The 12538-nt window shown below is 71.9% G+C and carries 10 protein-coding genes and 2 tRNA genes; 7 read left to right on the forward strand and 5 right to left on the reverse strand.

The window, feature by feature from the left end; genetic code table 11:
• Positions 1-14 precede the first annotated feature (14 nt).
• Positions 15-1265, reverse strand: coding sequence for an FAD-dependent oxidoreductase (locus IEZ00_RS09365; protein WP_189222790.1), 1251 nt, complete (start codon positions 1263-1265; stop codon positions 15-17).
• An 88-nt stretch (positions 1266-1353) separates the two neighbouring features.
• Between IEZ00_RS09365 and gltX the strand changes: the two genes are divergently transcribed.
• The 4 genes from gltX (at position 1354) to IEZ00_RS09385 (ending at position 4017) form a co-directional block, all read left to right on the forward strand.
• A complete protein-coding gene (gene gltX / locus IEZ00_RS09370) occupies positions 1354-2844 on the forward strand; it encodes a glutamate--tRNA ligase (protein WP_189222791.1) in 1491 nt (496 codons plus the stop codon).
• 105 nt (positions 2845-2949) lie between these two features.
• Positions 2950-3687 carry an HAD family hydrolase gene (locus tag IEZ00_RS09375; RefSeq protein WP_229795347.1) on the forward strand — a complete coding sequence of 246 codons (738 nt, stop codon included), beginning with the start codon at positions 2950-2952 and terminating at the stop codon, positions 3685-3687.
• 102 nt (positions 3688-3789) lie between these two features.
• Positions 3790-3861: transfer RNA gene (locus IEZ00_RS09380), tRNA-Gln, on the forward strand.
• 83 nt (positions 3862-3944) lie between these two features.
• Positions 3945-4017: transfer RNA gene (locus IEZ00_RS09385), tRNA-Glu, on the forward strand.
• A 657-nt stretch (positions 4018-4674) separates the two neighbouring features.
• On the opposite strand, the gene IEZ00_RS09390 is transcribed toward IEZ00_RS09385, so the two are convergent.
• A complete protein-coding gene (locus tag IEZ00_RS09390; protein WP_189222792.1) occupies positions 4675-5376 on the reverse strand; it encodes an IclR family transcriptional regulator in 702 nt (233 codons plus the stop codon).
• Positions 5377-5446: 70 nt separating this feature from the next.
• Between IEZ00_RS09390 and leuC the strand changes: the two genes are divergently transcribed.
• The 3 genes from leuC to IEZ00_RS09405 all read left to right on the forward strand — a co-directional run bounded on the left by leuC (position 5447) and on the right by IEZ00_RS09405 (position 8513).
• Positions 5447-6856 (forward strand): 3-isopropylmalate dehydratase large subunit, encoded by a 1410-nt coding sequence (gene leuC / locus IEZ00_RS09395; RefSeq protein ID WP_189222793.1) that lies wholly within the window; start codon positions 5447-5449, stop codon positions 6854-6856.
• 17 nt (positions 6857-6873) lie between these two features.
• A complete protein-coding gene (gene leuD, locus IEZ00_RS09400; protein WP_189222794.1) occupies positions 6874-7476 on the forward strand; it encodes a 3-isopropylmalate dehydratase small subunit in 603 nt (200 codons plus the stop codon).
• Between the two features lie 206 nt (positions 7477-7682).
• Complete coding sequence (locus IEZ00_RS09405; protein WP_189222795.1) at positions 7683-8513, forward strand: HU family DNA-binding protein; 831 nt, start codon at positions 7683-7685, stop codon at positions 8511-8513.
• A gap of 474 nt (positions 8514-8987) precedes the next feature.
• Here the strand turns inward: IEZ00_RS09405 and IEZ00_RS09410 are convergent, their stop codons facing one another.
• From IEZ00_RS09410 to IEZ00_RS09420, 3 genes are all read right to left on the reverse strand, one after another.
• Positions 8988-9914 (reverse strand): NUDIX hydrolase, encoded by a 927-nt coding sequence (locus IEZ00_RS09410; RefSeq protein WP_189222796.1) that lies wholly within the window; start codon positions 9912-9914, stop codon positions 8988-8990.
• A 3-nt stretch (positions 9915-9917) separates the two neighbouring features.
• Entirely contained in the window at positions 9918-12251 is a 2334-nt protein-coding gene (locus tag IEZ00_RS09415) for an RNA degradosome polyphosphate kinase (RefSeq protein ID WP_372448493.1), read from the reverse strand.
• A gap of 67 nt (positions 12252-12318) precedes the next feature.
• On the reverse strand, positions 12319-12528 hold the full coding sequence (locus IEZ00_RS09420; RefSeq protein WP_189222797.1) for a cupin domain-containing protein: 210 nt from the start codon (positions 12526-12528) through the stop codon (positions 12319-12321).
• Positions 12529-12538: the final 10 nt, after the last annotated feature.

Consider the following 12538-nt stretch of genomic DNA (forward strand, 5'->3'; position numbering starts at 1 on the left):
GACGGCGTGCGGGCTCAGGTGCGCGGCACCCTGGCGGGCTCGCGCCGGGCGAACGCCGGGGCGTGCTCGGGCCGCAGGCCGATCGCCACCAGGTAGGCGGGCACCACCTGCAGCGGCGGGAACCGCCGCATCAACCGCACCGGCCGGGGCGTGCGCCCCTGCGCGACGGTCGAACCGCCGTCCAGCGTGCGGCGCAGGAACGCGTTCTGCACCAGCCGCTGGATGTTCTGCGTCACCACGGTGGCGAACCACCGCCGCCGCCGGACCTTGGCCAGCACCGCGGGCGTGATCCGGCCCAGCTTGGCGGGACCGGCGACGACCCGCGCCGCGGCCACCGCGTCCTGCACCGCCAGGTTGATGCCCACGCCGCCGATCGGCGACATGGCGTGCGCGGCGTCGCCGACGCACAGCAGGCCGTCGGCGTGCCAGCGCCGCAGCCGGTCCAGCTTCACGTCCAGCAGCTTCACGTCGTCCAGCGACTCGATCACGCCGAGCCGGTCCGCCACCCACGGCACCAGCTTCGCGACCCGCTCGCGGAACGCCTCGACCCCCTCGGCGCGCAGCCGCCGGTCGGTGCCCTTGCGGATCAGGTAGGCGCACTGGAAGTAGTCGCCGCGCGGGATCATCGCCAACCCGGACCCGCTGGAGAACCGGCCGAGGCCGCCCGTCGGGTCGTCGGGCCTGCGCGGCACGCGGAACCACCACACGTCCATCGGCGCGCCGAACGAGTGGACCGCCAGCCCGGCGGCCTCGCGCACCGCGGAGCGCCTGCCGTCCGCGGCGACCACGAGGTCGGCGGCCAGCTCGCGGACCTCACCGTCGGACGTGCGGTAGCGCAGCCCGGTCACCCTGCCGCCGCCGGTGCGCACCAGCCCGGTGAACTCGGCGTTCATCCGGAGCGTGAAGGTCGGCTCCTGCTTGGCCGCGTCGGCGAGCAGGTCCAGGAAGTCCCACTGCGGGACGATCGCGATGTGCTTGTGCGGTCCGGGCAGCCGCGACAGGTCGGCCATCGTGGTGACCCCGCTGTCCAGCATCACCTGGACCCGGTCGATCAGCTGGTGCGGCACGTCGGCGAACGACGGCCCGAGCCCCAGCTCGTCCAGCAGCGTCAGGGTCGACGCGTGCACCGTGTCGCCGCGGAAGTCCCGCAGGAAGTCCGCGTGCTTCTCCAGAACGGTGACCTCGACGCCTGCGCGGGCCAGCAACAGGCCCAGCACCATCCCGGCGGGACCGCCGCCGACGACGGCCACCGTGGTCCTCTCCATCGTCCTCACCCCGTTTTCAACACTAGTTGAATAAGCCTAGGATGCTCCTGCGGTGGCCTGGGGTCAAGGCGGATACGCTGACCGGGCCATGAGCACCGAATCCGCATCCCCAGAGGTCCGCGTCCGCTTCTGCCCGTCGCCGACCGGCACGCCCCACGTGGGGCTGATCCGCACCGCGCTGTTCAACTGGGCCTACGCCCGGCACACCGGCGGCAAGGTGGTCTTCCGCATCGAGGACACCGACGCCGCGCGGGACTCCGAGGAGTCCTACCTCGCGCTGCTGGAAGCCATGCGGTGGCTGGGCCTGGACTGGGACGAGGGCCCCGAGGTCGGCGGCCCGCACGCGCCGTACCGGCAGAGCCAGCGCCGCGACGTCTACGCCGACATCGCCAAGCGGCTGTTCGAGGCGGGCGAGCTGTACGAGTCGTTCTCCACGCCCGAGGAGGTCGAGGCGCGGCGCAAGGCCGCGGGCCAGGACCCGAAGCTGGGCTACGACGGCTACGACCGCGACCTGACCGAGGAGCAGAAGGCGGAGTTCCGCGCGCAGGGCCGCGAGCCCGTCCTGCGGCTGCGGATGCCCGACGAGGACCTGTCGTGGCACGACCTGGTCCGCGGCGAGATCACGTTCAAGGCGGGCAGCACGCCGGACCCGGTGCTGGTGCGCGCCAACGGTGACCCGCTCTACCCGTTCGTGAACCCGGTCGACGACGCGCTCATGGGAATCACGCACGTGCTGCGCGGAGAGGACTTGCTGCCGTCCACGCCGCGGCAGCTCGCGCTGTACTCGGCATTGCGGCGAATTGGCGTGACCGATTTCACGCCGCAGTTCGGGCACCTGCCCTACGTGATGGGCGAGGGGAACAAGAAGCTTTCCAAGCGCGACCCGCAGTCGAACCTGTTCCTCTACCGCGACCGCGGATTCGTGCCCGAGGGATTGCTGAACTACCTGGCGCTGCTCGGCTGGTCCATCGCCGACGACCGGGACATCTTCTCGGTCGAGGAACTGGTCGCCGCCTTCGAGCTGTCCAAGGTGAGCGTGAACCCGGCCCGCTTCGACCTGAAGAAGGCCGAGGCGATCAACGCCACGCACCTGCGCGCGCTGCCGGTGGAGACCTTCGTCGAGCGCGTGCTGCCGTACCTGGCCGCCGACGGCGTGCTGCCGCACGAGCCGAGCGAGGAGCAGCTGGCCGTGCTGCGCGGTGTCGCGCCGCTGGTGCAGGAGCGGCTGGTGGTGCTCTCGGAGGCCGCCGGGATGGTCCGCTTCCTGTTCACCGCGGAGGAGGACTTCGCGCCGGAGGAGGACGCGGCGGCCAAGGCGCTGGGCGCGGACGCGGCCCCCGTGCTGGACGCGGCGATCGAGGCGCTGGAGGGCCTCGGCGAGTGGACCGCGGCAGGCATCGAGGAGGCGCTGAAGGTGTCCCTTGTGGACGGCCTGGGCCTCAAACCGCGCAAGGCGTACGCCCCCGTGCGGGTTGCCGTGACGGGCCGTACCGTCTCGCCTCCGCTGTACGAGTCGATGGAGTTGCTGGGTCGGGATCGCTCGATCGGGCGATTGCGACGGGCGCTCGGGGCAATCTGACTGCCCCGTTCGGGGTGTTCCGGCGGTGCTTGACCGTGCAAGAACCGCGAGGAATCACCTCCTTGGTCGAGTCGCCCGAGGGGGGCTCGCACCTAGCCTCACGGGGTGACAACCGCAGCCCCGACTTTCACCCCTCGGAGAACCGGCGAGATCCGCGCGGTGTGCCTGGACGTGGACGACACGCTCGTCGACTACAGCACATCGTCGCGGGCCGCGCTGGCCGCGATGGTCGGCAACGCCGACGCGTGGCCGCTGTGGCAGCGCATCACCGATGAGCACTGCGCGCGCCTGCTCGCGGGCGAACTCGAGTACGAGACCATGCGCAACATCAGGACACGCGCCTTCTTCGCCGCGCTCGGGGAGGAGTTGGACCAGGCCGAGGCGACCCGCCGCGAGCTGCGGCGGCAGGAGGTGCTGGCGTCGGGCTGGCGCCTGTTCCCCGACGTCGTCCCGTGCCTGGAGTGGCTGCGCGCCACCGGCCTGCCGATGGCGGCTGTGAGCAACGCCTCGGGCAGGCACCAGCGTGTGAAGATCGCCACGCTCGGCCTGTCCCAGTACTTCGACACCGTCCTGATCGCGGGCGAAGTCGGCGCGGCCAAGCCCGACCGAGTGATCTTCGACACCGCGTGCGCCCACCTCGGCGTCCCCCTGAGCGAGACCGTCCACGTGGGAGACCGCCTCCACGCCGACGCGATCGGGGCCAGGGACGCGGGGATGCGGGGCGTCTGGCTCAACCGGCAGGGGCCGCGCGAAGGGGCGCTGCCCGCGGGCATCTCAGCCATCAGCAGCCTCTCTGAGCTGCCCGAACTCCTCGTCTGCGAGCTGTCGGCGGCCTCTGCCTGACCCCCGATTTCCGTTCCGCCGGGGGTGTGGTCTAGTATTTCTCTCGGCGGAACGGACAGCCCCTCTCCAGCCCGGCTGGAGGGGAGATGATCGGAAAGCCAATGGGGTATGGTGTAATTGGCAGCACGACTGATTCTGGTTCAGTTAGTCTAGGTTCGAGTCCTGGTACCCCAGCTGCAGCGGTAGAAAACAGAGTGTGGTAAGCTACCGCCGCAAGAGAAAATCGAATAGCTCAGCAAGACCGAGCGAAACCCTAGGGCCCCGTCGTCTAGCGGCCTAGGACGCCGCCCTCTCAAGGCGGTAGCGTGGGTTCGAATCCCATCGGGGCTACAGATCCGGGAGATCCCTGTGCGGTGTGACCGCACAGGGATCTTTCGCATTTTGCATTGGGGGCACGGCCCCCAAACCCCGTGCAGGCGGGCTCCGCCCCCTGCACCCCCTGGCGGGGCTCCGCCCCGTCTCCCGCCTCTCGCGAGTCGAACGCTCAGGACCCCTGAGTTCAACGCTCAGGACGGCCACGCCCGCCCCCGGCGTCACCCGGTCGCGGGCGTGTCGGGCGTGTCGCCCCCGCGAGTCGAACGCTCAGACACCCTGAACTCAACATTCGCGCACCCCAACCCGCACTGTCGCGCCCCTCGGGTAGTAGTTACCCGCCCTTGCGGCGGCCTCGGGTAGTACTTGCCGACGCAGCAGGGGGCGCGCGCGGAGCGCGCGCAGCGGGGTGCCCGTGAGCGCCGTCCCCGTATGACCTGGGCTCGTCCCGACCGCACGTGTCAAGGGGCCCTGAACACCCGACCCAACCCCGGACGAAAGCCTGGGCCCCTTGACGCGTGTGGTTCGCCTCCGGCAGGTCATACGGGGACGGCGCGACCCGCCATCCTTGGCGACCTGCCGCGCGGCGAGCGCGCTTTTACAACCCCAACGGCGAACTCACCCAACCCGAACGTAGAACTCAGGGGTCCTGAGTGTTCGACTCGCGGGGGAGGGTCAGAGGCGGGACTGGAGGGCTTCGGCGGCGGCCAGGAGGTCGGCGGCCCAGCGGGCGCCGGGGCGGCGGCCCATGCGGTCGATGGGGCCGGAAACGGAGATGGCGGCCACCACCGCCCCCGTGCTGTCGCGCACCGGTGCCGAGACGCTGGCCACACCGGGCTCGCGCTCGGCGACGCTCTGGGCCCAGCCGCGGCGGCGCACCTCCAGCAGGGTGCGCTCGCCGTAGACGGCGTCGGCCAGCACCGAGCGCTGGGTGCCGGGGTCGGCCCACGCGGCCAGGACCTTGGCGCCGGAGCCCGCCGTCATGGGCAGTCGCGCGCCGACCGGGACGGTGTCCCTCAAGCCGCTCGGCGGTTCCGCCGACGAGACGCAGACGCGCTGCATCCCGTCCCGGCGGTAGAGCTGGACGCTCTCGCCGGTGATGTCCCGCAGCCGGGGCAGCACCGAGCCCGCGGCGTCGAGCAGGGGGTCGGTCGCGCCGCCCGCCAGCTCGGCCAGCGCCGCGCCGGGCCGCCAGCGGCCGTCGGAGCCCCGGCGCAGGAGGCGGTGGACTTCCAGTCCCACGGCCAACCTGTGCGCTGTCGCCCTCGGCAGACCGGTGCGGTTGCACAACTCCGCCAGCCCACACGGATCTTTCGCCACGGCGTTGAGGACGGCCACTGCCTTGTCCAGCACGCCGATCCCGCTATGCTGTCCCACAAGCCGATACTAACTTCCCACTGTCTGGGAAGTCCAGATCTATCGGCAGTCCAGATCCTGGGAGTTAGCGATGAGCCGCAGCCGTACGCTCGCGGAGAAGGTGTGGGAAGCACACGTGGTGCGCCACGGGAGTGGCGCTGAACCCGACCTGCTCTACATCGACCTCCACCTGCTGCACGAAGTGACCAGCCCGCAGGCGTTCGACGGCCTGCGCCTCGCCGGGCGGCCCATCCGCCGTCCCGACCTCACCATCGCCACCGAGGACCACAACGTCCCGACGGTCGACATCGAGCTGCCGATCGCGGACCCGGTGTCGCGCACCCAGGTCGAGACGTTGCGCAAGAACTGCGCCGAGTTCGGCGTGCGGCTGCACCCGATGGGCGACGCCGAGCAGGGCATCGTGCACGTGGTGGGGCCGCAGCTGGGGCTGACCCAGCCCGGCATGACGGTGGTGTGCGGCGACAGCCACACCTCCACGCACGGGGCGTTCGGCGCGCTCGCCTTCGGCATCGGCACCTCCGAGGTCGAGCACGTGATGGCCACGCAGACGCTGCCGCTGAAGCCGTTCAAGACCATGGCCATCAACGTCGACGGCGCGCTGCGGCCCGGTGTCACCGCCAAGGACGTCATCCTGGCCGTCATCGCCAAGATCGGCACCGGCGGCGGGCAGGGCTACGTGCTGGAGTACCGGGGCAGCGCGATCGAGGCGCTGTCCATGGAAGCCCGCATGACCATCTGCAACATGTCGATCGAGGCGGGCGCCCGCGCCGGGATGATCGCGCCGGACCAGACGACGTTCGACTACATCAAGGGCCGCCCGCACGCGCCGTCCGGCGCCGACTGGGACGCCGCGGTCGAGTACTGGCGGACCCTGCGCACCGACGACGACGCGGAGTTCGACGCCGAGGTGCACCTGAACGCGGACGAGCTGACGCCGTTCGTCACCTGGGGCACCAACCCCGGACAGGGCCTGCCGCTGGGCGAGCGGGTGCCCGACCCCGAGGCGATCGTCGACGAGAACGAGCGCGTGGCGGCCGAGAAGGCGCTGGCGTACATGGGGCTGGAGCCGGGCACCCCGCTGCGCGACATCCACGTCGACACGGTCTTCCTCGGCTCCTGCACCAACGGCCGCATCGAGGACCTGCGCGCCGCCGCGGAGGTGCTGCGCGGCAAGAAGGTGGCCGACGGCGTGCGGATGCTGGTCGTGCCCGGCTCGATGCGCGTGCGCGCCCAGGCCGAGGCCGAGGGGCTGCACGAGGTGTTCCTGGCGGCAGGCGCGGAATGGCGTCAGGCGGGCTGCTCCATGTGCCTCGGCATGAACCCCGATCAGCTCAAGCCGGGGGAGCGCAGCGCCTCCACCTCCAACCGCAACTTCGAGGGCAGGCAGGGCAAGGGGGGCCGCACCCACCTGGTGTCCCCGCTCGTGGCCGCCGCGACCGCCGTGCGCGGCACGCTGTCCTCGCCCGCCGACCTGGTCTGAGAAGAGGAACAGGGAACATGGAAGCGTTCACCACGCACACCGGGGTCGGTGTCCCGCTGCGCAGGTCCAACGTGGACACCGACCAGATCATCCCGGCCGTCTACCTCAAGCGGGTCACCCGCTCCGGCTTCGAGGACGGCCTGTTCGCCGCCTGGCGCGGCGACGAGCACTTCGTGCTCAACCAGGAGCCGTTCCGGGCGGGCAGCGTGCTGGTCGCGGGCCCGGACTTCGGCACCGGCTCCTCCCGCGAGCACGCCGTTTGGGCGCTGATGGACTACGGCTTCCGGGTGGTCATCTCCTCGCGGTTCGCCGACATCTTCCGGGGCAACGCGGGCAAGCAGGGACTCGTCGCGGCCCAGTGCGAGCAGTCCGATGTCGAATTGCTCTGGAAGCTGTTGGAGAACGAGCCGGGCACCGAGGTCACCGTCGACCTGACCAACAACACGGTTGCGGCCAAGGACTTCACCGCCCCCTTCACCATCGACGAGTACACCCGCTGGCGACTGCTGGAGGGTTTGGACGACATCGCGCTGACCCTGCGCCACGCCGAAGACATCACCGAGTTCGAGCGGCGCAGGCCCGGCTGGCTGCCGACCACCGAACCGGTTCCGGCGCGCTGATCCGAAGGGCCGGATTCCCCCTCGAACAGCGGGAATCCGGCCCCCTCCCGGCTCCTCCGGCCCGCGCACCCGTCCCTCGACAGGGCGCAATTGCCCACGCCACAACAAAAAATCTGGCGTGGCGATTGGTAATTCCTTCCACATGGGCTTACCGTGGCCATCAGTCGGCCCGACTAGGGCCGTGAGCGTCCTGGGAGGGACTGAAGGTGAACAAGGCCCAGCTCATCGAGGCGCTCGCCGAGCGCCTTGGCGACAAGAAGAACGCCGCTGCCGCTGTCGACGGCATCGTGGACGTCATCGTCCGCAGCGTCCACAAGGGCGAGAAGGTCAACATCACCGGCTTCGGTGTCTTCGAGAAGCGCGCCCGCGCGGCCCGCACCGCTCGCAACCCGCGCACCGGTGAGACCGTGAAGGTCAAGAAGACCAACGTTCCCGCGTTCCGCGCGGGTTCGACGTTCAAGGACGTCATCAGCGGCACCAAGAAGCTGCCGCGCGTCACGGCCGCCAAGTCCGCCGCTTCGGCGGGCGCCAAGGCCGCCTCGGCGAAGGCGCCTGCCACCCGCGCCACCACGACGCGCGCCGCGCGCGGCACCACCGCCACCACCACGACGCGCGCCGCCGCCGCCGCGACCAAGGCCCCGGCCACCCGCCGGACCGCCGCGGCCACCGCCACCAAGGCCCCGGCCACCAAGGGCGCGACGGCGAAGACCACGGCCAAGGCCACGGCGACCAAGGCGACCGCGCCGAAGGCGACCGCGGCGAAGACCACGGCGCCCAAGGCGACCGCGGCCAAGTCCACGGCCGCCAAGACGACCGCGGCCAAGTCCACGGCCGCCAAGACCACGGCGGCCAAGCCCGCGGCTGCCAAGCCCGCGGCCAAGAGGACCACCACGGCCAAGGCGACGGCGGCCAAGTCCACCGCGGCCACCGCGGCCACCACGACCACCGCGGACAGCACCGCCGCCACCCCGGCGGCCAAGCCCGCGGCGAAGCGGACCAGCGCGGCGAGGAAGACCACGGCGGCCAAGGCGAAGTGACCCGCCTGCCCGGTTCCGCGGCGCGATGCCGGTGGAACCGGGAAAGCGGTCTGACCCGTGGTTCGGGAGTCGGTGGGAGAAGCGGTTCCCGAACCGCCCGCGACACGGGCGGGAGCGGTCGCGGTCGGCGCCGCAATGGCGTGCGCCGCGCCGGGAATCCCGTTCCGGTGGCGGAAGGGGTGGCCCGTTCCGCCCGTCGAATGGAGTTCGGCGGGCGGGTGCGGAATCGGGGCGGCGCACCCCGGTTCCGGTGGGCCGGTCATTCCACCCGAGCGCGGACTCGGGTGGGCGCGGTGAACCCCGGCGGTGCGAGAGGCCGGGGGAGGACGTGCGGGGCGGCGCGAACCGGAATTCCGGTCGGGCACGATTCCCGCCGACACGTCGAGGGCCCGGTGCGGACGCGCACCGGGCCCTCAACTCGTCAGAGGCGAAAACGGCCTCCAGCGGGCCCGTGAGCGGGCCTGCGGGGCTCGCTCAGGGGCCGGGCCTGCCCAGCGCCGTCGGCACGTAGTGCGCGCCCACGAGCTGCGGCCACCGCCGCGGCTCGTCCGCAGTGGACCACCCGCCTGCCCGCTCGCGGAACGCCAGCACCCACGCGCTGCCCTTCTTGCACGGCACGCCGTCGTCCAGCTTCACGCCGCCCAGCTCGGCCAGCGCCGACACCAGGTCCGGGATGACCCCGCCCTGGCTGCACACCACCGGCACGCCCCCGGCGCCCGCGATCTCCAGCAGCCGCACCAGTGCCGCGTCGCGGTCGGGCCAGTAGCCCTCCTCGCTCAGCCTCGGCTCCCGCGCCACCTCGACCGACAGGTCCTCCGCCACGCCCTGCACGGTCTGCGCGCACCGCACGCGCGGGGCGGCGTGCACCCGCGTCACGCCCCACAGCGGCAGCATCGACCGCAGCGCCTCGGCCTGCCGCCACCCCGCCGGGCTGAGCGGTCGCAGGTCGTCGTCGCCCTGCCAGTGGTCCCGCTTGCCCGCCTTGGCGTGCCGCACCAGCAGCAGCGTCCGCAGGTCCGCCGGGGCCGCCGCGAACGCGTGCAGCACCTCGCGGTCCTCGTCCCGCGTCACCAGCCGCAGCGCCAGCGGCACGGGCAGCCAGCGCAGCTCGTCCACCTCCTCGTTGGGGACGAACTCGCCGGAGGTGGCGCGGGCGCTGTAGTAGTCCACCGTTTTCGGCTTGCCGAACGCGGTGTAGCGGACCTGCGCGAGGTGGCGGCCGAGCACGGCGTGGACGCCGGTCTCCTCCAGCACCTCGCGGACCGCCGCCGCCGCGACGGTCTCACCGGGGTCGAGCTTGCCCTTGGGCAGCGACCAGTCGTCGTACCTGGGTCGGTGCACCACCGCGACGCGGTCGTCGCGCCACAGCACGGCACCGGCCGCGCGAATCGTGGAACCCAATGCTCACCCCAACGCGCGGTGCTTGCGCAGCAGATCGGTCTGGTGGTCGCGGACGCGGCTGCCGTCGGAGGGCGAGGCCTCCCACTCGCCGTCCGGGCGCAGCACCCAGCAGCGGGTGGTCGGCTCCAGCGCGGAGTCCAGCACCTCGTCCAGCTGGGCGGTCAGCTTCGGGTCGGTCACCCGCACCTGCACCTCGACGCGGCGGTCGAGGTTGCGGTGCATCATGTCCGCGCTGCCGATCCAGTGCTCGCCGCAGCCGACGAAGTGGAACACCCGCGAGTGCTCCAGGAACCGGCCCAGGATCGAGCGGACGTGGATGTTCTCGCTCAGCCCCTTGATGCCCGGCTTGAGCGAGCACACACCCCGCACCACCACGTCCACCGGCACACCGGCCTGCGACGCCCGGTACAGCGAGTCGATGACCTGCTCGTCCACCAACGAGTTCACCTTGATGCGCACGCCCGCGCGCTTGCCCTCGCGGGCCAGCTCGATCTCGCGCTCGATGCGCTCGACGATGCCGCGCCGCACGCCGTAGGGCGCCACCAGCAGGCTGCGGTAGTGGTCCTGGCGGGCGTAGCCGGTCAGCACGTTGAACAGGTCGGTGAGGTCCGCGCCGATGGTGGGCTCGGCGGTGAGCAGGCCGATGTCCTCGTACAGCCGAGCGGTCTTCGGGTTGTAGTTGCCGGTGCCGATGTGGCAGTAGCGGCGGATCGTCGAGCCCTCCTGGCGCACCACGAGCGCGGTCTTGCAGTGCGTCTTGAGGCCCATCAGGCCGTAGACCACGTGCACGCCAGCCTTTTCCAGCGCCCGCGCCCACTTGATGTTGGCCTGCTCGTCGAAGCGGGCCTTGATCTCCACCAGCGCCACGACCTGCTTGCCCGCCTCGGCCGCGTCGATCAGCGCGTCGACGATCGGCGAGTCGCCGGAGGTGCGGTACAGCGTCTGCTTGATGGCCAGCACCTGCGGGTCGGCGGCGGCCTGCTCGACGAACCGCTGCACGCTGGTGGAGAACGAGTCGTAGGGGTGGTGCACCAGCACGTCGCCCTCGCGCAGGGTGGCGAAGATGCTCTTGGGCGTCTCCCGCTCGCCGAACGCCGGGTGCGTGGACGGCACGAACGGCCGGTCCTTGAGCTGCTTGTTGTCCAGGCCGTAGAGCTGGAACAGGCACGACAGGTCCAGCAGGCCGGGCACCTGCACCACGTCGTGCGGGTCGACCTCCAGCTCCCGCAGCAGCCGCTCCAGCATGTCCTCGGTCATGTCGTCGGCGACTTCCAGCCGCACCGGCGGGCCGAACCGGCGGCGCGCCAGCTCCCGCTCCAACGCCTGCAGCAGGTCCTCGTCGCGGTCCTCCTCGACCTCCAAATCGGCGTTGCGGGTGACCCGGAAGGCGTGGCACTCGATGACCTGCATGCCCGCGAACAGCTCGCCCAGGTGCGCGGCGATCAGCTCCTCCAGCGGCAGGAACGTCGCGGTGCTGCTGGAGCGGTCGGTCTCCACCCGCACCAGCCGAGGCACGTTGTCGGGCACCTTCACGCGGGCGAACCGGTCGGTGCCGCCCTCCGGGTCGCGCACGCTCACCGCGAGGTTCAGCGACAGCCCGGAGATGTAGGGGAAGGGGTGGGCGGCGTCCACGGCCAGCGGCGTGAGCACCGGGAAGACCTGGTCGGTGAAGTAGCCGGACAGCCGCATCCGCTCGCTGTCGGTCAGCTGCGCCCAGGTGACCAGGCTGATGCCGTGCTTCTCCAGCTCCGGCCGCACGTGGTCGAGGAAGGCGCGGGCGTGCTGCTCCACCAGTTCCTGGGTGCGCTTGGAGATGTTGGCCAGCTGCTCGCGCGGGGTGAGCCCGTCCGCGCTGCGCACCGACAGACCGGTCTCGGCGCGGCGCTTGAGGCCCGCGACGCGCACCATGTAGAACTCGTCGAGGTTGGAGGCGAAGATGGCCAGGAACTTGGCCCGCTCCAGCAGCGGCTGGGACGGGTCCTCGGCCAGCGCCAGCACCCGCGCGTTGAAGTCCAACCAGGACAGCTCCCGGTTGAAGTAGCGGTCGTCGGGCAGGTCCGCGGGGACCTCGGCGGCGGTCTCGGCGGGCGGTGAGCTCGGGAACGCGCGGGCGGGCGCCTCGGCGACGGCCGGGGGCGCCGCCGGGTGCACCACCGAAGGCGCCGCCGGGGGGTCGGCCGGTTGGGGAGCAGCGGGTTGCGAGGAATCCCGGACCGCACCGCGGCGGGCCGCCGGGCGCGGGCGCCTGCGCGGTGCGCCTGCTGCGGAGGTGGTGGTCCGGGGGGCTCTGGCGCGTCGCGCGGGCTTCGGCTGCTGGTCGCTGTTGTCCGTGCTCACGGTGGCATTGTCCCCCAGATCGGGGATGCACGCGCTGATCGGAACCGTCCTGGAGGTGAACTCCCGGTCACACCGGAGGGCGCAGCGCGTCCACCCGGCCACCCTCGGCGCGTTCCAGGGTGACCCGCTGGCCGGGGCGCAGCGAACGCCACCCGCCCGCCGCCACCGCCCGCGCGGGCACCTCCACCAGAACGCCGTCGTCGCGCAGCACGGTGGCGGAGCCGTCCGGGTGGTGCGCGCTGACGGTCGCCTGCTCGGGACGGGGTGCCTCTGCCACGCGGGCAACG

It is taken from the genome of Saccharothrix coeruleofusca (assembly GCF_014648515.1).
GTDB lineage: Bacteria > Actinomycetota > Actinomycetes > Mycobacteriales > Pseudonocardiaceae > Actinosynnema > Actinosynnema coeruleofuscum.